The 26047-nt window shown below is 57.3% G+C and carries 24 protein-coding genes; all 24 read right to left on the bottom strand.

Annotation, left to right across the window (positions count from 1 at the left end; all coding sequences use genetic code 11):
• Positions 1–237: 237 nt before the first annotated feature.
• Positions 238–1323: an SGNH/GDSL hydrolase family protein gene (locus tag H8K11_06320; GenBank protein ID MCS6263357.1), complete on the bottom strand. Its 1086-nt coding sequence runs from the start codon at positions 1321–1323 to the stop codon at positions 238–240.
• Positions 1324–1669: 346 nt separating this feature from the next.
• The gene (locus H8K11_06315; protein ID MCS6263356.1) at positions 1670–2473 is read right to left on the bottom strand and encodes a hypothetical protein; all 804 of its coding nucleotides are present in this window, start codon (positions 2471–2473) and stop codon (positions 1670–1672) included.
• A gap of 253 nt (positions 2474–2726) precedes the next feature.
• Positions 2727–3743: a glycosyltransferase gene (locus H8K11_06310; GenBank protein MCS6263355.1), complete on the bottom strand. Its 1017-nt coding sequence runs from the start codon at positions 3741–3743 to the stop codon at positions 2727–2729.
• A 40-nt stretch (positions 3744–3783) separates the two neighbouring features.
• Positions 3784–4599: a polysaccharide deacetylase family protein gene (locus tag H8K11_06305; protein MCS6263354.1), complete on the bottom strand. Its 816-nt coding sequence runs from the start codon at positions 4597–4599 to the stop codon at positions 3784–3786.
• A gap of 106 nt (positions 4600–4705) precedes the next feature.
• Positions 4706–5767 carry a class I SAM-dependent methyltransferase gene (locus tag H8K11_06300; GenBank protein MCS6263353.1) on the bottom strand — a complete coding sequence of 354 codons (1062 nt, stop codon included), beginning with the start codon at positions 5765–5767 and terminating at the stop codon, positions 4706–4708.
• Between the two features lie 11 nt (positions 5768–5778).
• Positions 5779–7707, bottom strand: a complete 1929-nt coding sequence (gene asnB, locus H8K11_06295) for an asparagine synthase (glutamine-hydrolyzing) (protein ID MCS6263352.1) — start codon at positions 7705–7707, stop codon at positions 5779–5781.
• A gap of 72 nt (positions 7708–7779) precedes the next feature.
• Positions 7780–8868, bottom strand: a complete 1089-nt coding sequence (locus tag H8K11_06290; protein MCS6263351.1) for a glycosyltransferase family 4 protein — start codon at positions 8866–8868, stop codon at positions 7780–7782.
• Positions 8869–8983: 115 nt separating this feature from the next.
• Positions 8984–10270, bottom strand: a complete 1287-nt coding sequence (locus H8K11_06285) for an O-antigen ligase family protein (GenBank protein ID MCS6263350.1) — start codon at positions 10268–10270, stop codon at positions 8984–8986.
• Positions 10267–11427, bottom strand: coding sequence for a hypothetical protein (locus H8K11_06280; protein ID MCS6263349.1), 1161 nt, complete (start codon positions 11425–11427; stop codon positions 10267–10269). Before H8K11_06280 ends, H8K11_06285 begins: the two co-directional genes overlap by 4 nt.
• A 6-nt stretch (positions 11428–11433) precedes the next feature.
• Complete coding sequence (locus H8K11_06275; protein ID MCS6263348.1) at positions 11434–12291, bottom strand: class I SAM-dependent methyltransferase; 858 nt, start codon at positions 12289–12291, stop codon at positions 11434–11436.
• Positions 12292–12347: 56 nt separating this feature from the next.
• Positions 12348–13430 (bottom strand): NAD-dependent epimerase/dehydratase family protein, encoded by a 1083-nt coding sequence (locus H8K11_06270; protein ID MCS6263347.1) that lies wholly within the window; start codon positions 13428–13430, stop codon positions 12348–12350.
• A complete protein-coding gene (locus H8K11_06265) occupies positions 13427–14068 on the bottom strand; it encodes an acyltransferase (GenBank protein MCS6263346.1) in 642 nt (213 codons plus the stop codon). The genes H8K11_06270 and H8K11_06265 overlap by 4 nt, the downstream gene beginning before the upstream one ends.
• A 35-nt stretch (positions 14069–14103) precedes the next feature.
• On the bottom strand, positions 14104–15462 hold the full coding sequence (locus H8K11_06260) for a hypothetical protein (GenBank protein MCS6263345.1): 1359 nt from the start codon (positions 15460–15462) through the stop codon (positions 14104–14106).
• On the bottom strand, positions 15425–16906 hold the full coding sequence (locus H8K11_06255) for a hypothetical protein (protein ID MCS6263344.1): 1482 nt from the start codon (positions 16904–16906) through the stop codon (positions 15425–15427). Before H8K11_06255 ends, H8K11_06260 begins: the two co-directional genes overlap by 38 nt.
• 25 nt (positions 16907–16931) lie before the next feature.
• Positions 16932–18005 carry an SIS domain-containing protein gene (locus H8K11_06250; GenBank protein ID MCS6263343.1) on the bottom strand — a complete coding sequence of 358 codons (1074 nt, stop codon included), beginning with the start codon at positions 18003–18005 and terminating at the stop codon, positions 16932–16934.
• Complete coding sequence (locus H8K11_06245) at positions 17999–18856, bottom strand: SDR family oxidoreductase (protein ID MCS6263342.1); 858 nt, start codon at positions 18854–18856, stop codon at positions 17999–18001. Before H8K11_06245 ends, H8K11_06250 begins: the two co-directional genes overlap by 7 nt.
• Positions 18857–18886: 30 nt before the next feature.
• The gene (locus H8K11_06240) at positions 18887–19759 is read right to left on the bottom strand and encodes an N-acetylneuraminate synthase family protein (GenBank protein ID MCS6263341.1); all 873 of its coding nucleotides are present in this window, start codon (positions 19757–19759) and stop codon (positions 18887–18889) included.
• A gap of 155 nt (positions 19760–19914) precedes the next feature.
• On the bottom strand, positions 19915–20499 hold the full coding sequence (locus H8K11_06235; protein ID MCS6263340.1) for a CatB-related O-acetyltransferase: 585 nt from the start codon (positions 20497–20499) through the stop codon (positions 19915–19917).
• Between the two features lie 77 nt (positions 20500–20576).
• Positions 20577–21332, bottom strand: a complete 756-nt coding sequence (locus H8K11_06230; GenBank protein ID MCS6263339.1) for an acylneuraminate cytidylyltransferase family protein — start codon at positions 21330–21332, stop codon at positions 20577–20579.
• Entirely contained in the window at positions 21332–22234 is a 903-nt protein-coding gene (locus H8K11_06225; protein ID MCS6263338.1) for a class I SAM-dependent methyltransferase, read from the bottom strand. The genes H8K11_06230 and H8K11_06225 overlap by 1 nt, the downstream gene beginning before the upstream one ends.
• 49 nt (positions 22235–22283) lie before the next feature.
• A complete protein-coding gene (locus H8K11_06220) occupies positions 22284–23381 on the bottom strand; it encodes a Gfo/Idh/MocA family oxidoreductase (GenBank protein MCS6263337.1) in 1098 nt (365 codons plus the stop codon).
• A 10-nt stretch (positions 23382–23391) separates the two neighbouring features.
• Positions 23392–24183 carry a fumarylacetoacetate hydrolase family protein gene (locus H8K11_06215; protein MCS6263336.1) on the bottom strand — a complete coding sequence of 264 codons (792 nt, stop codon included), beginning with the start codon at positions 24181–24183 and terminating at the stop codon, positions 23392–23394.
• Entirely contained in the window at positions 24176–25198 is a 1023-nt protein-coding gene (locus H8K11_06210; protein ID MCS6263335.1) for a phosphotransferase, read from the bottom strand. Before H8K11_06210 ends, H8K11_06215 begins: the two co-directional genes overlap by 8 nt.
• Positions 25198–25977 carry an SDR family oxidoreductase gene (locus H8K11_06205; protein MCS6263334.1) on the bottom strand — a complete coding sequence of 260 codons (780 nt, stop codon included), beginning with the start codon at positions 25975–25977 and terminating at the stop codon, positions 25198–25200. Before H8K11_06205 ends, H8K11_06210 begins: the two co-directional genes overlap by 1 nt.
• Positions 25978–26047: the final 70 nt, after the last annotated feature.

Raw genomic sequence — 26047 nt, 5'->3', positions numbered from 1 at the left:
GGCGCGAGCGTCGGCTCCGAGGCCGAGCCCCATTCTCATACAGCCTTCAGTATCTGGCCAGCTCGGTTTAACCACATTTTCCCACGGAACAACTCCTTCATCCTGTACATGCGGTCTTCTTTTTTCTTTGGCCGGCCATCCAATCGATTGGCGCTTTCCTCATGCAGACAGCCCCCCCATTCTTGGAAGGGATAAGCCTGCCAGCCGAGAGTGTTCTAATCCTGCGTGATGCAATCGTCATATATTGGGCTGAATCAGCCTGAGCGCATCTAACTTCCTGTGGAGCTCACCCGCTGCGGTGAGATGACCAGTCTCGTTCCAGTGCCAGTCAAACTCCGATTCGAAATGGACGTGATTCGCCGCGAAATGTCTCGAAAATTCATGCGTCAAGTCGACGAAGTAGAATCCGACTGTCTCGCACGTGGTTTTCAGCAGCTGATTCAGCCATACCACAGTGCTGTTTCCCAAAGTGCCCGCATAAATGTCCCGGCGAGGCGCATCCATAACGAAGATGACGGGTTTGGTACCGTTCTCACGCTGCAAAGTCCGGAGCACATACTCCGTCGCTCTTTGGATGCGAGCCTTGCGGGCATTCACCTGTTCGACATCAATGTTGGCATTGTAGGTGGGTTTATTTCGTATGCCTGAGAACAAGCCGCGTAGCCGGGAGGCGAGCTGCAGGTTTGTCACAGCGTAACGGACCACGCTGCTTGACCGTGCCATACGGAGAATCTGATTGGGGTGATAAGGATCGATCACGGCTTCTCGTATTTCTTGCCCCTCATCTTCAAGACACAGCATGCCTGCCTGTCGTTTGATCGAACAGAGCGATTCGTCGAAATCGTTATGGACGACGTTGATCACCAGAACATCTGGGTCAAAGTGTTTACGGGCATAACGTGCCATCTGAAGATACTGACTAAGGGGTGCGCCGGAGATACCGAAGGCGTACACCTCCGCCTGCGGGGAGACAAGCTCTCTTAACCGGCCGGCAAGAGAAGTCTCTACGTTGACCTGAAGCGCTTCGACATACGAATCGCCGATGATTGCGATGCGTGGTTTCCGCTTAGTCTCTTCAAAGTCAATCGCGCTGTTCCATCCGGTATTGTTGATATGCCATTGGGCACGCTGTTGGGCCATCGCTCCGATGGTGAAAACACCGTCGCGAAGGTCTGTCGTCGAAAATCTGAGGATGCGGTCGGTCGGATCGTAGTAATAGGACGGAAATTGCGCTGCTGGCACAACAAAGGTTGCCGTGAGTTCCAAGAACAGGAAGACGGCTAGGCAAGATGGTATCGTGAGGACAAGAATGTTTCGGATCATGATGGGTGTGCGTGAAGAGCATCACGCTCCGTGATGCGTTAAGTTTTTTTCTGACAACGAAAAGGACGCCTGGTAACAAGTTGGCTTTTCCGAACGTCGCCGTATGCATCAATGGCGGCAAAGTGTTTGTCGGCAGAGTATGCCTTTCCCCGGACCCATTCACAGCGGACTTTGCCCCCTTTGGGCTACCGACGCGGCTGCTGGTCCCTCGCTTGGCACCGAGCCGTCGGCACGAGCCAGGAGCCTGAACTCTCCGAAACTACACCCGGCATCGAGCTTTGACCGGATCGTTGTAATTGGTACGATTGCAGTGGGATTGAATCTTCGACGGGGATGGTACCGTTTCCTACGACATTAAGGAAGTGGGACTATTCTCCAGCAGCGTCACCAAGACGCCACTGGCTTTTTTTATCATTCGATTCTGCGGCAACATTTTAGTGACCATTCTCGCCCCGCGTAATATCAGCGGATTGGCGAAAGGACGCAGGAGCGGATGCAGGACAAATGCTCTGTGCACCGGCTTGGCATCGAAGCCGACTTTCTTCTTATAGCTGTGCAGCCCTATTGTTTGCTGTGCGTCCTGAATGGAGCTGAGACCATAACTGACCGTATTGAAACGACGCTTGATCAGAAAGTGACTGAGAACGAAGTGGGCCAGACCATCGTTCGGGCACGAGGTTCGAGAGTTATCGGCTGAGAAGCTGCCTTCGATCTCGACCCAATCGTCAACGACGACCAGAGTCATGAACGCCACTAGGGAATCGTCTTGCCACGCCCCAACGGCACAGTGAAAGGGATTGAGTGAAAACTGGTGAAATCGACTCTGGAACTGCTCGACCGTACCATCTGGCAGTCCCACGCGAGTGCGGGTCTCACTGAAAGCTGTGAAGCCGTGAGCCATTACCGTCGGCCAATCCACAAACTCTATCCGAAGGCTCCTACCGGCCCGTCTGGCATCCCGCCGGCCTGCGACGCTGAGATTCTCAAGACAGTAGGATCTGTTGTTGCAAATATACAGGCAGGCATTTGCCTGGTGGGACTCGTCCGGTTCAAGCAGATAACTAGCCACGGCAGACCGGCTGTGTCGCAGGATGTCGTGCAGCTCATCACCGGAAGGTGGCGTCAGCGCAAAAGTTGGAACCCGCATCATGGCGTACGATTCGTACCTGACCCAGAAAGTGCCAGGCAATCCAGGCAGCAGCCGTCTTCCGCTCCTCGCCAGCGCCGAAGCATACCCGTCCAGGGTACAGGTCGTCGATGCAGCACCGATTGGGGATACATTGTTCATGGGTGTAGCACGTTGGACAAGTGAGTCGGCCATTCAACAGCGCCTCTCGCACAGAAACCGACTACGACTCAGCATCCTCTCAGCGGATCTCGGATGAGGGGGAAGAGACGGAGAATCACTCACAGTGCACCCTCAGCGCTCCACGGTCCTGACGGCCAACTAGAGCCTCTTCGTAGAGCATTTTTATCCGAAGGGCGACGTGATCGATTGCGAGGTCGTGAACATTCTGACGACCATTACTTCTCTCTCGCGTGGTCGCGATGGCGGCAAGTCGTTCGCCGAGCTCGCATGCGTCGCGCGAGCAGATGTAGGACCACGCTACGCCCTGCAATCTCTCCGGCGTATCGCCGCAGGCAGTGGCGACGACCGGGAGATTACATGCGAGGGCCTCTTTGACCGTGTTGTTGGATCCTTCATGCCGGGACGTGAGTAACAGCGCATCAGCCGCACAAAAAAATAGCGGCATACGTTCAGCAGGCTCATGTTCCAGGACGTACATCCTGAGCGAAGGCACCGTCTTTTGTGCCTCCCTATAGGCGGCATGCGCAAGCTCCGGGTCCTTGACCCAGGCGCCCTTTCGATCCATGAACAGGACCACTGGATCCTCATGATTCCACCCGAGCTTCGCGCGTGCCGTTGCCTGAGCGATGGGCTGAAATACATCGAGATCGACCCCGTTTGGAATAACCGCGCACTTCTGCCGCAATTGCGTCAACCAAAGGGCCTGTTTGAGTTCCTCGCTCTTTGCGATCGCTCGACGACAGCCGAAGGCTCCCAGGCGGGAGAGAACACCGGACAGGATGCCCGACCAGGTTCTGCGTCCCTGCTCATCGTAGTTGCCAAGGAGGTCACTTCCACAAAACGAAAGAATCACAGGCTTACCCGCACAGAGCACTCCTGCAACCGCTTGGGCCGCTCCAAAATGGACATGCACAAGATCGGCATCAAAATTACGAGCCTTTCGCCGCAGAGCCAGGCCACCCTTGATCAGTCCCAAGAGGGAACGTCGGTTGTGGAAGACATAGGTGTCGACGACGACGCCGAGAGCGTTCAGCGAGTCGATCTGGCGTTTGGCCCAGACGGTCGGCAAATCGGTGCCGGGCGTTGGCGCGATGACCATTAACACACGCATGGGGTGAGACGGAACCTTGTCGGTGTTGCTCAAGAAAACATTACCCAGCAAATACCCGCGACCTCTGTAAACGTTGTGCGGCCAGTGCTCTCAGCTTAAGGTATTTTTTTCCGCCGACTATCTTGGCGAGTTTCCTCATCATCCAGGACACATGTTCGCTTGTTCGGATCAGGTAGCGGCCTTGGATAAGTCGGGCCTGTCGTTCAGGGGTCGTCCCACGCCGGATCACATAACGCCCGAAAACCCTGGCGTTTTCGACCATGTGGCTACGTCCGGTGGGTTCGCTGGTAAAGATGGCGCGAATGCCGGCAAAGGAAGCGGCTTCCGCGACTTCTTGAGAATAATAGCCGCCTGGAATGGATGCCGTGGTTACCTCCTCGCCGAGGATGTCCGAGAGGTATTTCACGCTGTCGCTCCACTCTCTGAGTATCGTGCCGGGACCTTGCGAGGACAGCATCGACGGATGGGAGCAGGAATGGCTACCGATAACATGCCCCCTGCTTCTCAATGTCCGAATGTGCTCTCGTGTCATGAACCGGGGTTTTCCGATCAAGTCCGTCACGACAAAGAAATGGGCTTTCCATCGGTATTGCTCCAATATATCCATGACCGTGGTATAGGCGCTCATCCCTCCGTCATCGAAGGTCAACATCACGGAAGGAGTCCCGGGCCAGGCCTGGAGGACATCTGGAACCAGTGACGGCCCTCCCGGCAAATGCTTGCTCAAGGCAGCCATGTGAGCTTGGAACTCCGTTCGTTCAACGGCGTATCGATTGCCGAAGTTGTCGGAAAATCCGCTTCCCTCAAGCGCATTGGGATCAATGATGTCGTGGTACATCAAGCAAACAACACGCATCGCACGTATCCCTTTCCCTTGCTCTAAGGGAAAAACTCTATCGGTTCGGCGGGATGTGTGCGAGCACGCCCGCATTAATAGGGAGAGGACTGAGACCAGGCACAGCCTACCCAGTCAGGATTAATTGCCGCGCAAGTCTTACGAGGCGCGTCAGCGGATCCACCGGGTAAGACGGTGGCATCGGTTTGACCAGGCGCGCTCGCAACATCCGACCGGTTTCGTACGCGTAGTCTGTTTCATGGACCGGCTTCAGAATTTTCCCTGTGCAGCGAGTCAGGTAGCTGATATGGGTGCCGTCGCCAAAATCGCTGGCGACAATCTCAAAGCCTGCGGCTCTGAGGTATAGTCGCATCGTTTCATCGGATAGGTAATAGACGTGATCCATCTTGAGGAGCTTACGGTAATCATACATGGTCCTCGCCCAGCTCTCGAAGTCTACGGGATCGACAAACAGAAAACCGCCGGGCTTGAGGCAATGAGCAACTTTGGCTAACACGCTGGAAATTGAAAGGAGATGGTCGACTGAGCGACAAATGAGTGCCAGGTCAAATCTTCGGTCCTGTGGATTCCACTGCTCGGCCAGTCCTTCTTCGCATTCCAATCCTAATTTCCGGGCTCCCCTCAATTCGGAAGGCGACGGATCTACGACCAGGCACTTTCCACCGAGCGTGTCCTGAACAGCCCTCGCAACGCATCCAGTGCTGCCCCCTAGATCCACACTGAAAGAGATCTCTGCAGCCTGCAGATGCGGTTGAAGAAACCTCACCAGCTTGGCCGCATAGGCTCTCTGGTCCGGTAATAGTGCTTCTTCATCCTGAGGCTGTCCTTTGAGTGCCGCAACCAGGGGCCGATACCATTTTTCATAAAACTCTGCGTATCCCTTGGCAGTCGGGCGCGGATTCTGGAAGACTAGACCGCACCCCTCACACATTTGATACCTGGCAGGGAAACCATAGCGATCAATGTGTGAGACGGTCCGGAAAACCTGCCACCCGCAGAGGTCGCAGGAGTAACAGTATTCATGAGGGATTGAGGCGGGATCGAAACCCGTCTTGGCCAGGCGAATTCGCGCTACCGGGTCCATCGTAAATTCGAAAGCCATCCTGATCTCCTTCTTATCCAGACCGTATTCAGAAGCATCTAGAGAAACAGGCTGTGGGGGGGCCAAGCGGCGGCAGTTCAGTCGAGCGCTGTTGGATGGGACTTGCTGCTTAACGCAAGGTGGACGGACAGGAGCATGACGACCCTTTGGTACAGACCCTGCCGTGACATGTCGGGATGGAGTTGACCGCTACAGAAGGCTTCAATGATGGGGCGATAGGTTTCTGCACGGAAGACCTCAGGCAACCGGCTCGTCCGCCCGAGAAGTGTCTCCCTGACGCGAGTCTTAAAGGACGCATCGACCCAGGTGTCGATGGGAATGGAGAAGCCCCACTTTGGTTTCCGAGCCACAGCCGGCGGGAGGCGCCGGTCGGCCACGCCACGCAAGACCAGCTTGCCTGTCCTGCCGCTCACCTTGAGGCGATGCGGAAGTGTGAGCCCGAACGCGAAGAGGTCTTCGTCCAACATCGGCACTCGAATTTCCAAACTTTCCTTCATACTGGCCGTGTCGACCTTGAAGAGGAAATCGTTGGGAAGCACCAGCCGGAGATTGGTTTCTGTGGTGGCCGCGGACAATCGCTCCAGGCGAGATGCGCCTCGGGGAAGACGGATGTCCAGCTTCGGTTCGAAAAATCGCCGGATGGGCAGCTGTTTCCCCTCATCGAGACAGAGACGGCGGTGTTCGTCTTCACGGGTCCAGGAAAAGAGATTCTGCATCACGGAGATATCGTCGGCATTCTCGAACTCTCGCAGCCGGTGCAGCAGCCTGTGCGGAACCAGCCCCAATCCGGCCGCGGGCGTGAGTAGAAGGGATGCCGCATGCAACAGGGGCGCCGGCAACAGTTGCAATCGCGCGATCCTGGCGATTTGCCAAAACGTGTTATAGCCCCCGAATGCTTCATCCCCTCCGTCTCCGGACAGGGCCACTGTCACATGTTGTCGCATCAGCCGGCACACGGCATGAGCCGCAAAGAGCGAGGTGTCGGCAAAGGGCTGGCCGGCGTGCTGGAGAAGGCCGGTGACATGCTCCCAGGTTCCTCGAACATCATCCATGTCCAATGTGGTATGGTCACTGCCGATATGTTGTGCGACCGCCACTGCAGCCCAGGTCTCGTCGTACTCCTGTTCGGAGAAGCGTACGTTGAAGGTGTGCAGGGATCTGGTCGCCGCTTCTTGAGCGGCAGCGCTGACGAGGGACGAGTCGATACCTCCGCTGAGCAGCGCGCCGAGCGGCACGTCGCTTTCCATCTGCCGCTGAACGGCGGTCGTCAGCAAGGCGTCTGTGCGGTCGACGGCTTGCGTCGCGGTGATGGCCGGATCGGGAGCGATGGCCCACTGATGAAAGGTGCGCGTTTTCCATGATATTCCGTCGTGGTTCAGCCTCGCCTCCAACACTTCCCCCGCCTGGAGCGCGCGAATGCCCCTATAGAAGGTTTCCGGCGCAGGAATATATAAGAGGGCGGCGAAATCATACAGGGCTTGCCGGTCAGGCCGGTCATCGACCCCCGGCAAGGTGAGGAGTGCATTGATCTCGCTGGCGAAGGCCAGCCGGTGCGGAGCCTGCGCATAAAAGAGTGGTTTGATGCCGAAACGATCCCGTGCCAGGAGCAACGTTTTTGCACGAGTATCGAAAATCGCCAGAGAGAACATCCCGCGCAGCCTGGAGACGAACCCCGGACCTTCTTCCTGGTACAAATGCGGCAGAACTTCAGAATCCGACCGCCCTCTGAATACATGCCCTCGGGACTCGAGCTCGCGGCGAAGCTCACGATGATTGTAGATTTCGCCGTTGAAGACGGCCCACACCGTTTCGTCTTGATTCGCAATCGGCTGGGCGCCGGTCGGAGACAAATCGATGATGCTGAGTCGCGTATGGACGAGCGTCGCTTCCGGCCAGGATCGAATCCCCTGACTGTCCGGTCCGCGGTGCCTCAACGCCCGCGCCATCCGCGTGGCAGACTGCTGCCCATCGGTAACGGACCCTAACCATCCGGCAATTCCACACATCTTCGATCGTTCCTTAGCTTGATCGTTTCGGGGTTCTACGATAGGGGCCTGTAGCCATGGGCTAGGTCTGGTCTAGCCTTTCCAACCGGCCTCTGCGTATGTGCGGACCGTACGATCGACCAGTTGGTTGAGCCCGAACTCTTGTTCAATCTTCACACGTCCGGCCTGTCCCATGCTGATGGCCAAATCAGGATGTTCGACCAATCTCGCAATGCAGTCTGCGAGATTGCGATCGTCTCCCCTCTTGACGACAAATCCTGTCTTTCCATGCTCTACGAGGGCCGGACAATGGCCTGCATCGGTGGCGACGACGGCGCGGGCGCAGGCCATCGCTTCCATGACGACATTCGGGCATCCCTCTTCATCAGCCGTGTGGACCAGGAAGGTCGACTGCGCCAACAAGTTCGGAATGTCTTGCCGGACGCCCAAAAATTCGATCAAGTGATGAACCCCCAAGCGCCTGGCTTGATCTTCCAACGCCTGACGCAACGGCCCTTCACCGGCATGGCAAACACGGAAAGAGAGCCCTCTGTTGTGAACCTCGGCAACGGCGGCCACGAGCCGGTCCCAACGTTTTTGGGGATAGAGTCTGCCTATAGCAAGCAATTGCGGTCTCCGAGGAAGATCTGATATCGCTTTGAAGTTCTCAATATCCAGTCCGTTAGGCACCACACTCAATCGTGAAGGTTTGAACGGACCCGCCGCCTCAGCGACCGCTTGCTTGGCCGCAAGACTGTTACAGATCTGAATCGATGGCCAGCGCGCGCTCAAGCGTCCCAAGATATTGCCGGCTTGCTGGCGATCACTCAGAAAATTGTTTCGGATGGATCCGATGGAAATCATATCGGTGCCGAGGGTGCACCACCAGGCTGGAAAATTCGTATAGAAGCTGTACGAATGTACGACTTCCGGAGCGAGTGCCTTCACCAACCGGCGCAGCGCCATCATTTTTTCGTGGACGGCAAGGTGCTCCGAAAATGTATAGAGGGGGACCCCCAGGGCCTTGATTTTTTCCGCAAAAGCGGTGCCCTGCGCGGCATTCCACACCGCCACGGCAGGCCTGTACCGCTGACGATCAATGGCCTGGAGCAGATAATAGAGTTGCCGCTCGTATCCGCCCAGCCGTAGCTGACCTATGAGGTAAAGGATTCGAGGTTGCATGAAACCGGCTTAATGAGTGTGCGACTCGGACAGGCGTGGAAGGAGACGACGAATGTGCCATGCGCGCCTGCCCGTTACAAACGACGGAAAGGCAATCGGATCTTTATGAGGTTCGCTAGCCAGAAGTTTGTTGTCTCATGCCGGATAGTGGGTAGACGATGCCTTGCGGCCATATCCAGGTATGAGCGCCGACCAGCAATCCGAAGGCCAGCGTAAATTCCTTTGCATAAATGTTATGGCTCACCATGGAAAACAGCATGATGGAGACGCCGATCCCAACGAGGGCCAAGGCAGCCGCTTCTCGATTGGAATGGCGGGGCAAGCAGCGATAAGCCTGCCAGAAGACCAAAATGAACGCCGTCACTCCCAAGATGCCCCAGTAGATCGTGACCTGCATGAAACAGTTGTGCACCCCGCTCACACGACCACTGTCACTGACGAGTTCGGTTCGTTGCCCCCAATGCGAGTAGAAATTGCCTGCACCAACCCCTGTAAGAAAGTAGTCAGGAAACCGATCGATAGCCACCCCATACACGCGTGCGCGGCCTTCGGTCTTACCTTCGTGTTGCTCAAAGGTGAAGGACATGCGAGACCAGACGGCCTGGGGGACCCACATCAGAACTGCCCCCAACAGGAGGATGGCGATGAGAATTCCCTTCCCATGCCGGAGGCCGAAGGCATACATCACCGTCGCGCAGGAAGCGATGGCGATCACGACACCGCTTCTGGAAAGAGGTAAGAACGCACCAATCATGCACAACACGCCCGCCGCGATGAAGAATCCCCTCGGAATTATGCTGCGTGTGACCAATCCCCAGGACAGTGCGACAACTGCCGCCTGCGCTGCGCCGAAGGCCATGTTATTTAAATTGGCTTGCAGCGGGTTATCTTCGAACGCCATAGCGCGGAGTTGAGAGGCCTGCTGGAAATCGGAAGCGGTCGCTGCGTTGAGGGTTCCATAGGAGGTCAAAAACAAAAGGATCGACAACCACAATCCAGCCGCCAGATACCCATAACAGGCCATCCTGAGGGCCGGAAGATCTCTGCAGAGGGATGCCAGCAGGATCGCCCCGATGACCATCTGAATGACCCGGGTTAATTCGTGGTAACTCGCATAATCGTGAGTCCATTCCAGCAGGAAACCGACAATGAGGAAGAGGTAGGCAGCTATCAATGCCGGGTGCCCGACCGTCCTCAGGAGTTCGGGGAATCGATTCAACCCAACATAGGCGGCAATGACCCCGAACAGAATAAATTGAAGGCTGAACCCGGGAATGAACAGGAAATGGTTTTCGGTCGGCAAGGCGACAATGGTTAGCAGGATCAGGCACTTTTCAAGGCCGGTCGTGGGGACGCCGATTCCGGCGTTTCTCCAGACTACGGGCTGTATCGTGGCGGTCACTGGAAAAGCCCTCTGTCGTTTTTCTCAAGAATGGTGCGGAGGCCAGCTGCCACCACCGGAGCACGGAACAGCTTCGCAGTCTGCAGGGCGTTCCGAACCAGAGATGCGCGCAAGTCAGCGTCATCGCGCAGGCGTCGAACGGCAGTGAGAATGGCCTCTTCGTCGGCGGTATCGACAACCAGCGCACATTGATGCCTGCGCAGAAACCGCGTCAGATAGCTGTTAGGAGGAGTATGAGCCAGTATCGGACGTCCGCAGATGAGGTACTCAATCGTCTTCGTGGGGAAAATCGTGCTGTACTCCTCTTTCGACATGGTGCCTGTGAAACCGTGAACGAGCATCACGATATCCGCCTCACTCAAACGGCTGAGGAGAAGGTCCCGTGACACGGTTTCGTAGTGAACTCCGTCGCGGAGAATCCCGAGTTCTTTGAGATAGCCTTTTGGAGTACCAGATAAAAGCGTCAACCGACTGTCGATCTGTGCTATGGCGGCTGAGACACGCGTCGCCGCGTCGGCACAAGAGGCATTGATGTTGCCGGATATGACGAAGCGAACAGGTGTGGCCGGCTCAGGCGGCGGAACAAACTCAGGAATGTCCTCATTAAACGAATGAAGCAAAGCTGAGCAACGCACCTTCGGGTACCGTTCACGATACAGTTCGACCATGCCTTCACTCATCACGAAGATATGAGCCGCTTCTTCAAAAACTCGTGACTGCAACCATTTCGCAAGGCGGTACCGAGAACGGGTTCGGTCATATTGATCCAAAAACGTGTTGTGTAGATAGGGATAGAGCCTGGCCTTGGTTAGTTTGGCCGTGAGATACCCTACTAGGAGAAACTCTTCGCTCGGGTACACCACGAGCAGACTGGCACATTGATGCTTCTTCGCGAGATACAAGCAGCGGAAGAGCGTGAAGGGGATCTGAAATCGCCGCCACCACCTGGCTCCTCGTCTCGTGGGCGGCCACCCTTGAGTGATATGTACGATTTCAGGCCATTCTTCCTTCCAGAACACCGAGGGCCGTTCGGAAGGCTTCTCCCCCGCGACAACCATCTCATCTCGCGCAAACTGCTTCGCCAAATTGCCGACTATGATGGACGACCCTGTTGTCTCCGGAGGAACCCCCCACGAGATAAGCAGCACCTTGCCCATCTCCGCTTACCTCCGCTCCTGAGGTCTTGGTTTCTGAAACACAAATTCATTGCAGCCGTGGGAGGCAGCGTGGTTGACCCGTACCAGATTGAAGCCCTTTGGAGCCAGGAACGCGGTCACTTCATCGACCGAAGCATACTCATACGGTAGGCCGCCCAGCCAATCTTCAACATCACGAAAATAGCTCATACCGCGGTTCTTGACATATTGGTCCAGAAATCGAAGCGGGTTCTGGCCGTGCAACATCAGACTGGTAAAGGTCTTGGCATGAAACCCAAGGAGCAACAATCTTTTAATAGGTGCCGGTGCCCAGTTATAGATGCGCTTGATGGTCAGCCATGTGCCGGAATGTTTCGTGCGATTATAGATCGCCAGAAGTAGCATGCCACCTTCGGCGACGCATCCTGCGACATGATCAATGGCTTCCCACATGCCTCCCGTGTGATGTGCGACTCCCCAACAACAGACAATATTCGCCGGCGCGATCTTCAATGACAGGTCGCGGTCGAGCAGGGAGTGCGTATGGACTTCCCATCTGCCGGCATCCCGCGCGAATCGCGATCGCAGTTGTTCGGTGCATGCCACGGAATTGGGGTCAATATCGAACGAGACGACCTTCTCCGCGTTGAGACGGGAAGCCACGAGACTGGATAGTCCGCTGCCGCACCCGGCATCGAGAAAGCTGTACCCGGCGAGGCTTGTCAGTCCAGTGGATTCGACAAACGAACGTTGGGCTGCAGCAATGTGTCGTTCCTCGAGTCCCGAGACGTAAGCCAGCCAATTTTTCCCGAACGAGAAGTCGATCTGCTCACCACTTCTCGATGCGGCCTCATTGTTGACGTACGTCGTGTCCTGGGCGTTCATATGGCCTCCCCTGAACCAGAAAGAGAGTCAAACTGTTCCATACAGACAGGATACGGTCATCTCTCGGAAAGTAAGGGCACAGAAAGGCCGGTATCCAGTCGTTGTTCCCAGGAGGAACAGATTTCTTCCAGAATCGTCGGTAATTTCATCGTGAGGGCCCAAGATGGGTAGTGCGTTTGAATCTTGGATAGGTCCGAGATGTAGCAGATGTGGTCTCCTTCCCGGTTCCTGTCGATGTATTCATAGGTCATGGATTTCCCCGTGATCTGTTCGACCATCTCGAACGCCTCTAGGATCGAACAAGAGTTGTTCCGCCCGCCACCCAGGTTGTACACCTCGCCGCACCGGGGCTTCTCTATGAAGTGATGGATGAACCGCGTCACATCGTACGAATGAATGTTGTCCCGGACCTGTTTGCCTTTATACCCATAGATCCGGTATAGGCTGCCGGTCAGGTTGACCTTCACCAGGTAACTGAGAAAACCGTGCAGCTCTACTCCCGAATGGTTCGGGCCGGTCAGGCAACCGCCCCGCAAGCAGCAGCTGGATAATCCGAAGTATCGTCCGTACTCTTGCACCATCACGTCAGCCGCCACCTTCGACGCGCCAAAGAGAGAGTGTTTGGATTGATCGATCCGCATATCTTCGCGGATGCCACCACGATCCCCTGCTTCGGCGTACTCCCAACGCGACAAGAGTTCCACCAGCGGCAGACCGTTCGGCGCGTCGCCGTAAACCTTGTTGGTCGACATGTATACGAAGACGGCGGACGGCGCATAGCGCCGCACTGCCTCAAGAAGATTGAGCGTGCCGACCGCGTTGACATCGAAATCGTCGAAGGGCCGGGAGGCAGCGAGGTCATGACTCGGTTGGGCCGCGGCATGCACGATCGCGTCTGGTCGAAGTTCATCAATGAAGGAAAGCACGCCGGCGCGATCACGGATATCGAGTTCATGGTGGCGGAAGTTTCGGCACTGTGTCTCGAGGCGCGTCTGGTTCCATCTGGTGTCTCCTCCCGGTCCGAAAAACTCGGCCCGCATATTGTTGTCCACGCCATGGACGGCCCATCCCAAGGCGTCAAAGTACCCCACCACCTCCGAACCAATGAGCCCGCTTGAGCCGGTTACAACGATCTTCATGAATCTTCCCTTACCCCTTCATTCTTAGAAAGCGATGAACCTACGACCACGGCCGGATTGCCTGCCACGATCTGCCAGGCTCCGACGTCTTTGGTGACCACTGCGCCTGCGCCGATGACCGCCCCCAACCCCACGGTCACACCCTTTAAAATCATCGCACGCGCGCCGATAAACACGTCATCGTGGATCATGACCGGGGCGCACCGTGCCGCACGCGTCGGGTGTTGATGCCGCTGGTAGGGATCGACGGGATGGAAATCGGTATCCCAGATACAGGCACCCGCCCCGATCATAACGTGACGGCCGATCGTGACCTTCACTCGTGCGGCGATTGACGCTCCGGATATGGCGGTTTCTTTCCCGATGGCAATCACACTCTCCGGCGTCAGTGCAGCGAGAATCGTCGGATGAGGCAGTCCGGCCGGATTGCTATTCACACGGCTGAAGACACGCACACCCTCTCCCAGCGCAATGGTTCCACCCGGGGCCAAAGTGATGATCGGCCGCCCGATGAAGGAGCATCCCTGGCCACAGGTCACCCCAAGCCAGCGAAGCCAGACGGGAATACAGATGCGGTCCAGGAACAACCGGAACGTCGTGTACGGACCCCGTATGACTCTGATCAATCCCTGATTCATCGGAAGTCGCTTTGACGAGTCATCAACTCACTCAGTCACATCGCCGCGCAGATATCAGCCTGGGCCACGAGGAAATCGGCGACCGCCTGTGTCGCTCGTCCGTGATTCACAAAGACTGTTTCTGCCAGATGGTGTGAGCGGTCCTGCAGTGCCTTCCCCTGGAGCACCTGCTCGATCATGGCACAAAGCTGGTTCGCTGAACCGATTCGTTGAGCCAGGCCCTCTTGCCAATTCGTTGCCAACTCCGGCCAACCATCGGCGTGAAAGTGCCAGACCGGCTTGTGATACAGCAAGGCATCCAGCATGGCAGTAGAACACAGAGACGCCACACAATCGCTGCCGTCCAAGAGGAGCGCAAATTCAGGACAATCTTTTGTGACCACCAGATGCGAAGTCGGGCGATAAAGCGATCCGTCCTCGTTGGGATGGAGACGTACGATGATGTTGATCCGATCCCGATATCGTTCCGCTGCAGCCTCGAGCCATCGCACGCATTCGCCGGGAGCCGATCCATTCCGAGACAAATCGTTGCCGTTAGAGAAGAAGGTAATGGTTGGCCTGTCTTCAAGCGACAGACTCCTGAGCAGCTCCCGCTTTGCCTGGCCGCCGGGGGCCGGTCGCATAGCATCGTGTCTCGGGCTCCCGAGTGCCTCCAACCGTCGGTAATCCGTGCCCAAGCTGGTGAGGGTTTCACTGGAGGACCGTCCCCAGGTGCACATCCGATCGGCCAGCATCGGAATATAGAAAGGCTGCAGCACACCATGTTGCAACAGAACTGTACGCATCTGTTTGGCCTGTGCGGAGACCAACAGTGCGGCTCCGCCAATCAGTTGCGTGGAGGCCGTGACGACCACACGAGGTTTGGTGGCGTCAAGAATCTGATCTACTTCGTTCAAGAGACCCTGTACATCGGCGCAGGCGTTGAAGAACGAGCGGGTCAGCGTCGGTTTCGCCAGATTCTTTTCTGCCTGACAGAGCGCCCCCCAGGCCTGTTTCGTCCAATCGGGAAGGAAGAACACACTCGGGAACCGAAGGGTTACGGAAGAAGAAGGCAGATCAGCGGGACCATTCATCGAGACAAGCCGGACGTTCTCGCCGCGTGAGGTGAGCTCATGAAACACGGGCAACAACGATTCACGAATCACTTCACGAGTTCCCTCAATCCAGATCAAAATGTCGCACGGACGAAGGACGCCCGTTGTACGCCCACGACGAATGAGAGGCCGGAGCCACTGCTTCGCGGACTCCCGCCACCCAAAGGGTCTGGGCTGAACCAGTAACTCCCGGAAGATAAAGTGGCGCAAGGGCTCGAGTTGGGGAAACCGCTCGAAGACCCGACGCGTGTTCGCCGCAAACTCAAGATACCGTTGATCGAGATTCTGTGCTGTAATCATTTCTTCGTGTAGGAAGCATGTGGTGCTTGCTCAGCTCTTTGAGGAATTCCGCCGTGCGCCTACCGGCCTGACCGTCCAGTGGGCCGCAATCTTCGACACGGGCGCGACGGCGCCCCTCGGACTCCAAAGATGGATTCTCCAGGTACCGATTGATCAGGTCGATACAGTGATCTCCATCATCGGCCAACTGTGAGCTGCCATAGGACATCATCTGTTTTGTATCAGAGCGTTTGTAGAAGCGTCGAACCGACAGCGCCGCCGGGATGCCTGGAAGCTGATCGTAGTACACATTGACCGTCGGCTTGTCGAAAATGGCCGAGTCGATGGTCATGGTTCCACAGACGTTCACTTGCACGTCCTGATTCGCCAGGAGAGAGAGATGCATTCTTTCCTCGTCGAGAATATGCCGCACGAGATGGGCTTCATGCTCCCCCCCCCCATATTCCACCTGAGTAGGACGTGGATAGCTGCGAGCCTCGGGGTATTCTCTCTCCAGGAGCTTGAGGTTTGACCCGAACATTCTGGGATGGCCGCGGACGAGCAACTGCGCCCCCTGTGCAAACCGGCCTGCATGTGCGGCATCGGCCAGGTGCTGAGCAATCGCAACCTCATGAGGAATCACCGTGGGCGTGGCCATGGTATAAAGAATGAGAGGCCGGTTTGGATCAAGTCCGATCAGAGAAAATACCTCCTCCCTGGTCAGGCGAAACGATGGATCGAGATGATGGTCGAATTGCGGCGCGCCCGTCACGTGGACCTGCTCAGGGGAAGTTTCCGGGTACATGGTCAACAAACAGTCTCGCGCGACCTGGGACCACACCAGATAAAGATCGGCGAACGGGAGATAAGGAATTTTGTGTTGCAGATTGTCGCGGGAGCGGATCATGACGAGAGTGGGAAGACCGAGAGAGTTGGCAGCCTCGATCAGGGCCATCTCCCGCGCCCCCTCGGGCGAAAAACTCGCGACGACGCTGGCGCCTGCCTGCCGCAGACGTTGCCGGTAGACCTCGGTGATCGGATGCCTGCGCAGGGTTTGGGCGAACTCCGCACGCCACCGATCAGCCAAACCGCATCGTCCTGCCAACCAGAACCGTCCAAACCTACCGGCCGCCCGGCTGATGCTGGCGGCCCGGCGCAACGGTTTTGTGTCGTTGTGACGATAACAACTGAACAGGAAGTCGGCCCACATCGTGGACGGATCCTGATGACACTTCCGTGCGAACCCCACCGCAGAATGCAACCGGTCCAATGCGGGGTCATGTCGAACTTCGAATTCTTCAAGAGCCTCTATGCACATCCCTTCCGGCTGAGCGGCCAGGGAACCAGGCAGCTTGTTCGGATCCACCCAGACCTGTATCTTCGTTCCGGCCAGCCAGCGTCCGAGCTCGCCGGTCCGTACGTTGCGCAAGGCCAAGAAACTGTCGCAGCCGATAATGATGCTCATGAGAACAGACTTATTGGATGAATCGTTAAGCTTCGGTCGTTCGCAGGAGTTCTCGCTCAACCAACTCGCAGATCGTATGCCAGGCGAGCAGATGCAATTCTTGTATACGCGGCGTCGAATCTGCCGGCGCCCGGAAACAAAGATCGGCATGCTCCGCAAGGCTTCCCCCGCCGGCGCCGGTAAATCCGATCGTTGCGGCTCCCTTCGCCCGCGCCGCCTGCAGGCCGCGTATGACGTTGGCCGATCGGCCGCTTGTGCTGATGCCCGCCACGAGATCCCCTGGTTTGGCCAAGGCGCGGACCTGCCTGGCAAACACATCGGCGAACTCCCAATCGTTGCCGACCGCGGTGAGAATCGAGGTATCCGTGGTGAGGGCGATGACCGGCCATGGCTCGCTTTCACGCAAGAAACGGCCGACCAATTCACCGGCCACATGCTGGGCATCCGCGGCGCTGCCGCCGTTGCCGAACAGAAGAATCTTATTGCCGGTGCGGATGGTCCTGACGAAGGCCTGCATGATTTTGACGAGCGTCGGCAAGGACAACTCGATGAGACGCTGATGTGCTTCGAGGCTATTTTTTGCGATCGCGTACATGTCCTTTTCCAGAATACTCGCGCTTTCCTCGAACATGTGAATCTGGCGTATCAGGCCGAGTGCTTCCGCGACGGCCCCCGCTCCACCCGGCTTGGAGAGAATGCGGTGCGCGGCGGCTTTGGCCGAACGTGTTGCATTCAGGGGGGCGAGGCCCAAGCCGACATGCCGTAGCGCCGAAGCATCCCGGTCCCCGTCGCCAACATAGCAGAACTCATCAAGCCGGAGGTTCAATTCGCGCGCGAGCCCCTCCAGCGCGAGCAGTTTCTCCTTCACTCCCCGCCTCACTAGATCGCAATTGAAACGACGCGCCAATCGATCGACAGAGGGCGTGTCTTCGCCCGTCACGAGGGCGACCGTCAGACCGGCGCGTTTGGCTTGTGTCACCGCGTCAAGATCCTGAAAGCAATACCGTTTGTCTTCATCACCCGACTCGGATAGGGACGCTGTGCCATCCGTCAGCACCCCATCGATGTCCAATGCCAGCATCCGAATTGTGGTTACCATACAGTACGTCCTCCATCCATGATCATATTCGTACCCGTCATATAGGACGAAGCGTCCGACACGAGAAAAACGACCGCCGCCTTATATTCATCCTGTCTGGCCATCCGTCCTAGGGGAATTAGGTGAGTCAGACGGGCCACAAATGCCTCATCCTGCCCGGTGTAAACACCTCCCGGGGAGAGTGCATTGACCCGCACCCCTTGTTCCGCCCAATAGGTGGCGAGGTATCGGGTCAATCCGATCAACCCGTGTTTGACGACAGAATAGCTGACGGGCTTTACCGGTTGTTGATGATCCGGCAGATCCGCGCGTCGATAGATACGCTGATCAGGGGCGATGACTCCAAGATCGGACGCGATATTCAGAATCACACCCCTGCCGCGCTTAGCCATTTCCTGGCCGATCAACTGACTACAAAGGAATGCGCCCGTGAGACCCACGGCAAGGTCTTCATTCCAGCTCGTCACCGAAAATCCTTCGAGTCTGGAACTACCCTCATTCGCGCCGTTGAGTTGTTCCTGCTTCGGATTACGGGCGGCATTATTGATCAGAATATCGATCTGCCCGAACCGTTCGGTCACCTGCCGGACGGTTCCAAGGATCGACTCCGCTTGCGTGATATCAGCCGAGAGTGCGACGGCCGGAACTCCGTATTTCTTCGACACGCGCTCAGCAGTTTCCTGCGCATGGCGCGTGTCGATATCGAGCAGGACCGGAGTCCCTCCCATCTCCGCGATCGCGTCCGCATGTTGCGCACCCAAGAGGCCTCCGCCTCCGGTGATGACCGCGACTCGGCCGGAGAGGTCGAACCGAGCGCGGACGCTGGCATCCACGAGATTGCCTGATATCATCGGATGTCTTCTCCCTAAGGCCGAGACGGATCAGAGGCCCACTCGACGCAACTTGTTCATCACCGGCACCTCGCTCGGGTAGAGGCACTTCTTGCCGTCGCCCATGGCTTTCTGGATGGCCCGAACATCCTTGACCAAACGCCACACGCCTTGTGGCTCAATCGAAGCCGCTTGATCACTTCCCCACATCGCCCGGTCCAGCGTAATATGGCGCTCGATCATGCAGGCTCCCAGCGCCGCCGCGGCAACCGACGTGGCCAATCCGACTTCGTGACCGGAGTAACCGATCGGGACGTCGTAACGCTCGCGCAACGTCTGCAGGGCGGCCAGATTCAATTCTTCCACCGACGAAGGGTAGGTGCTCGTGCAATGAAGAATAATGAGATCATTGGTCCCCAACACATCCACCGCATGGTCGATCTGCTCGATGGTGCTCATTCCAGTCGAGATAATGAGCGGCCTGCCGCAACTCCGGTGATGTCGTAATAGATTGTCGTCGGTCAGACTTGCTGAAGCGATCTTATAGCAGGGCGGATTGAACTGCTCCATGAAGTCGACGGAGGGTTCATCCCAACAGGACCCATACCAGAGAATATCTTTCTCTCTGCAGTAGCGATCGATTTCTCCGTACTGTTCGCGTCCGAATTCCAACCCGCGTTTGAGATCACCGTTGGTCTTCCCAAAAGGATTTTCGCGAGGTTTACTCAGTTCCTCAGGCGTATAGACGATCTCAAGCGTCCGCTTTTGGAACTTGACGGCGTCGCAGCCGGCGAGTGCCGCTGTGTCGATGAGCTTCTTAGCGATCTCGACGTTCCCATTGTGATTAATCCCGATCTCAGCAACCATGAAACACGGCTGCCCTTCTCCGACGGAAAACTTGCCTATCTGGACTGTGCGGCTCATCGGACCCCTCCTTTGTTGAGAATACATGTGCGGACTGGTGGTGACAGGAAAAATGACTGATCCCCCACGGGGGTCGCGCTCGACCGATGGTCGAAGCCGTGCGTCGAGGGGGGACAAACCGGAACGAGGAGCAGTGCAGAGGCTCCGCCCTCGACTTACCTGCCTGCGTGAATGTCTTCGTCCGAAGAGCAGTCAGTGTGCGCAGGTCTGTGACCGGCGTCGCGATAACGAATAAGTTTTGCTGGATTGCCGCCGACGATGGCATAGGGTCGGACGTCTTTCGTGACAACCGCTCCCGCGGCGAGCACGGCTCCGTGGCCGATTGTGACGCCGGGCAAAATGATAACCCGCGTTCCGATCCACACGTCATCACCGATGACGACGGGATCAGGGCCTGTGCCTCCCTGCTCCGTCATCGGGATGTCAAGCCTGTCGGACTTGTGATTCGAGGTGATGATGATGACATCCGGTCCCATCATGACATGCTTCCCCAGGGAGACCGGACCATACAGTCGGCAGTTGATGCCGAGGCCGGAATAATCTCCGATACGGATATTGCGTCCATCGCCGAAGAAAGCCTTCTGTTCCACGTTGACGCCACGTCCCATATGTGTGAACAACCCGCGGCAAGTCGCCCGGCGGAGGACCCGTGCCCACCTGCCGTAGTGATTGTCCGATGCCGGCAAATGCCTCGCGAAGCCGTAGTAGGCGAGGAGGCTCATCAATCTGGTGACGCTCATCGTGATGAGAGAGAATGGGCGGCCAAAGAAACGAATCGTGCAGAGCGGCGGATACAGAGTCGCGGACGTGACGTACGTCAGACTGGGTGACGCATTCCTTGTGCGATGGTACGCTCGTCACCGTATTGCATCCGACGGAGAGCCTGTTCAACCGCGGGGATGTCCTCCGGGTAATCGACTTCGAGCAATTCCTCGTTGTGGACATAGGGCAGCGCGCAAGTCCCCCACATCGATTGCTTATCCAGTATGGCGCGGGGCCGAATGACGTCAACATAACCATTTTGCCAATACACGATCGGCAGGCGCTGACGCGGCAGCGATTGACAGTCCGGCAGGTCCTGAAGCTGGAGCAGCGGCTGCAGATGGCCTGACCCGGTGACATGCCACATTTTGTACGGTGTTTGACGGGCGACACTGACCGAACGCACCGCGTCCGCCTCGGGATGGGCCAGGAGCAGTTCAATCGCCTGGTCGATATGTTCGACACGTCGCACGGGCCCAGGTGGACGAAGATGGACTACCAGCTCCGGCCGATAACCTTCCTGCTCTGCCAACCAGGTCAATGCGTGGTGAAACACGTCGATATCCGGCGACGCGTCTTCGGCGCACCACGCCGGGCGCATGAACGGCACTTCCGCTCCCCACTCCCTCGCGACCTGGGCGATTTCCTCGTCGTCCGTCGAGACGACGACCCTATTGATCCATTTCGAGGCCAACGCCTGGAGGATCGAATAGGCGATCAGCGGCTTTCCCGCGAGTGGGAGGATGTTCTTGCGAGGCACGCCCTTTGATCCGCCTCGAGCCGGAATAAGCGCCAGTATCGTCCGATCCATCAGGCCTTTCTCGCCAGCAGGCGAAGCCAGGCGCCTGCTGACCGGTCTTCATGGTAATGAAAGTGTGGGTGCACGAGGCGATCAATCCAAGAGGGAGGCTGCCTGAACAGTCTCTGTGAGGCGCGCCGAGCGCCTTCTCTCATGGTCTTACGCCATCCTGATTCGGGAGCCATCGGCCCGCAACTGGACAGGGCCAGGATGGTCATGCCGCTGTCCTGAAATAGTCGCATCAGCGAGACCTGCGTAAAGAAGTGCAAATGCGGGAGGTCCTGCGGCGATTCCGACAAGCGCGTCTCATTCGGCACTTCGCAAAATACGATTCCCTGCTTGGAGAGAAGTCCACGAACGGTCCGCAGAAATTCGCGGGGGTTCCTCAGATGTTCCAGGACATGGGAGCAGCTCACGACGTCCCAGGAAGACCGTACCTCCGAGAGACTCACGTACAGATGGTGCCCCGACTCCTGTATCTGCCGGCCACAGTACAGGTCTGGTTCGATCGCTCCCGTTCTGGCGACGTGCCGCCGCCGGGCCTCGTCGAGCAGTAGTCCATAGCCGGCCCCGATGTCGAGCCAACTTCCTCCTGATCCCAACTGCTCCAAGACAAATGCGGCTTGTGCGCGTGCCCTTACCGAACCTCCGTCCCAAGCATCAGGACGAGGCATGGAGCGTTGCCCTCGTTCCACCCGATAACTTTCGGCATAGAACGCTTCAAGTTCATTCTCTTCCGGCAGAGGGCAGGCAAAGGCGGCGCTGCATTGTCCGCAGGAGCGAATGGAGAGGTCGGCAAATGGGCCCAGTGATGGTGTAAGCCCCGACCGATAGGGCCGAATCGCCGCTGTTTCCTTGCCCAGGCATATCGGACAGCAGAGCGCGGTTTCCTGTTGCACCATCGTGGGCATCATGTTGGCGAGTCCTTCCTCGATATCCGGGGACGCTGAAACGGAGGGCCTCTCAGCCCCCATTCCTCGTGAGAGTGATTCCATGGCTTGTGAGAAGCGACGTCTGTTGATCTGACGCACAAGTCACCACACTTCCCGTGCGGAGTGACTCGTCGGCCAGAAGAGAAAAGCGGAGACTTCGAACCGATTCGCGCAAATCCACGATCGGCTGTGTCTCACCGCGCAGGCAATCGACAAAGTGGCGTAATTCGTCCAGAAACATCTGATTGCGTTCGAACCCGTTGAAGTGAACCTGCTGAGTCGTTCGCGCCTGCAAGTCATGCATGACTACCTGATTGCTATAGAAATCGTACTGTACCTTCCCGGCATCTCCGATCACCTCACAGATCCGTTGCGGTGGCCGCTGCACATAGTCCAGATGAATGTGAACCGGAAGCAGTCCCCCGCGATCTTCACAAGACAGCAGGACATCGACGGAATCTTCCACGTCGATCTCAAGCCCGCTGAGATGTCCGCCCACGGCATACACCCGGCGCGGCATGCCGAACAACCACAGGGCATAGTCAAACTCATGTGTTTGAATGCGGAGCGCCCCTCCCCCGAGCGCCCTCCTCGCCGCGTGACCTTGCCGGTAGTCCTCATAGGGATGCCAATCCGGAAGATACTCCCCGTTGACAATGTGGGCGGCGACCAGTCGTCCGAGGCGTTGTTCCTGGAGCAGATTCTTGATCCAACGCAATCCGGGATGGAAGCGAAATTGATAGGCGACAAAGGCCACCAGGTTCTTGCGCTCGACCATGTCGATCAGTTCCTCGACCCCGTCGAGAGAATCGGCCAGCGGCTTCTCGATAAACAGGTGACATCCTGCCTTGGCTGCCGCTAAGGCGACGGGAAGGTGCAAGCTGTTGGGATTCGTCACAAACACCGCGTCAGGTTTCTCTCCCAGCGCGTCATCGAGATTCGAAAACGATCGAATGTTATACGTCGTCTCCGGCACCGCTCCTTGCTTCACAGTCATATCGGCGTTGAGTACAGGACTATCGCCGTTGGCGCGATACGCGAGGATTTCAACTTGATCTCCCAGCAACGTGCGAAGATTTCGGACATGCCGTTGACCGATTGAACCGAGTCCTGCGAACAGTACTTTCATCGTCTCCCCTTCACACGGTCTTTCCCGTGAAATGAGCACATGCTCCGCGAGCTGCGATACGGTTCACCAGCCGTCCGATTCCTTCAATCTCGACGGCAACCTCGTCACCCGGGACTAATGCCGGCTTGGGCGGCGGGGTGCCAAGAGCAACAATGTCGTAGGGTTCCAGCGTCATGACGCTGGATAGATAGACCAGGCACTGCACCACGTCGAATCTCATGGCTGCGGTCGTACCCTGCTGGACGACCGCTCCATTCCGCCGGGTGGTAAGAGTGAAGGGACGGATCGTCGAGTCGAGATTCAGGTACGGCCCGATCGGTGCGAACCCATCCGCAGACTTCTTCGCCGCAGGCGGAACTACGCGGAGGATGCTGTCGCGACCTGAGAGGTCATTGACTACTGTCCATCCCAGGATAGCCGCAGGCACCTCGTCTGGGGTCAGCTCCCGACATCGCCGCCGCAGGACCACACCAAGCTCGCCTTCCGCCAGAACTGATCGAAAGATACGGGGCAGCTCGACGGTCATCTCATGCCCCGTGAACGATGACGGCGGTTTAATAAAAAACGAGGGGTATGGATCAGGGCCCAGCGGCTCCTCGCCGGGGAAATTGGCGCCGATCCCGATCAGTTTCGTCGCTGGAACAGGCGGCAGGAACCCGACCTCCGTGATCGCGACACGCCTGTTCGTTGCAATCAACCCATCGAGCGGAGATCCGGACAAGAGTACTAGATCGGTTCCCTCGGGTCTGGCGTACCAGACCTTTCCCTCCCAATTGATTCGAGCGATCCGGTCCTCACGCACAAACGACACTCGTATTGAGGAATTTGATGTTGGCCAGATGGAGCGGGCAGATGTTGCCGATGAACCCGGTATAATGCCCGGTCGTTCTCACGCGATGAAGGATCCGCAACACCTTCTCGATCTCGATGCCAATCATTGCATGGTGCAACCCATCGAGAAATTCCGGCTTCCGGTGCTCATCCGCCGCAAATAGTGCGATCGACTCCTGCAAGGCCTCGAGCGTCCGCTCGCGCTGTAAAAAAGCAAACCGCAAAATGCTAAACCCCAGACATGGCAGCCGCCGGTCTATAATCATGTTGTCGAGATCGATCATCGTCGCTTGGTCTTGGCCTTGACTGAATAACGCATTCCGAGGGTGGAAATCGGTATGGGCCAGGCACTCGCGGTCCGGCGAAACGGGACGATGGCTGAGCGTTCGTTCCACAGCCCACTCGACAGTGTCCCACTGCTCCAGGATTTCCGCATAACTCTGGCGTGAGCCGGCCTGGTCCTTGAGAAACCTATGCAGCGTGGGAAGCTCGCTCGCAGTGATGCGGATCGGATAGGCCTTTTCAAATCCTGTCATGGCCTTCCGCGTGGCATCGCTGAGGCACAAGAGTCCTTCGGTATGAAGCCTGCGCAGAGAACGGGCACTGCGTCGGTTGTCCAGATCGGGGTCGGTGTATGTCCTGCCGCTGTTGAACACATAGAGCCGCAGGATATGCCCTTGGTAACGATGAACGAAACGGCCATCGTCACCCCGAACGATCTCTTCAACTGGGAGGCCTGCACGATGGAGCTCACACACTGCCTGTCCCACGACCTCGAGCCGCTCGGCAACATCCTGCTCTCCATAGAGAGCCTGGGGATGAGCCATCACTTTTAACAGGAACCGCCCGCCGGTCGTCGAATATTCGAACAGATTATTGCTGACTTGAAACTCAAAGGTGAGCGGGGCGAGCTTGACCGGACGCCCGAGCGAAGCATAACCCGCAGCGAGATGCTTGATGAGGGTGGTGAACGGAGGGGTCAGCATCAGTCAAGCCCCGCATACATGCCACCATCTACCCGGATGAAATTTCCGGTGAGATAGCCGGCCCGTTCCGACGCGAGGAAGGCGACCACGTGGCCGACATCTTCCGGCGTTCCCAGGCGCCCTTTCGGGATGCGCCCGATTGAGGTGGAAAGTGCCTCGTCGAACGAGATCTTAAGGTTATCCGCCCGTTTTTGAATCAACGAGCGTGATCGGGCAGTCATAATGGAGCCTGGCAACACCATGTGGACGTTGACGTCATGCGGAGCAAGCGTGCGGGCAAGTGTGCGGTGCACTGCAGCCAGGCCACCGCGCATGAAGTTAGAAAGATCGAGCCCTTCGATCGGAGCTTTCACAGACAGCGACGCGATGGTGATGATACGTCCCCATCGGCGCGCACGCATTCCCGGTACGACGCGCCGGATCGCTCTCATCAGGGAGATGGCCTGCTCTTCGAATGCCGTATGCCAGGCGTCGTCGGGCAGATCGAGGATATTCCCAGGTTTGGGGCCACCCGTATTGTTGACCAGGATATCGGTGCCGCCGAAGCGCTCTTCTACAAAGCTGAACAGCCGTTCGAGATCGTCAGGTGAGGTCAGATCTCCTGGAAAGATGAGTGCGTCGTGACCGCGTTTGATGAAGAAAGTCCGCGCAGCCTCGAGCTTCTCCTTGGAGCGCGAAAAGATGACAACGCGATGTCCTTCCTCTCCGAGGCATTGCGCAGCAGCGAGACCGAGTCCTTCAGATCCTGCAAGAATGACGGCGGTTCTCTGTGTCTTCATCTGATCGGTCTCACGTTGATCACAACTGTTTCAGGGGTGTCGCCAAACAGCACGAGGATGAAGCAAGCAA

The sequence above is a fragment of the Nitrospira sp. genome (genome assembly GCA_024998565.1).
Classification (GTDB): Bacteria; Nitrospirota; Nitrospiria; order Nitrospirales; family Nitrospiraceae; genus Nitrospira_A.
This window is presented reverse-complemented; position numbering and strand designations above follow the sequence as displayed.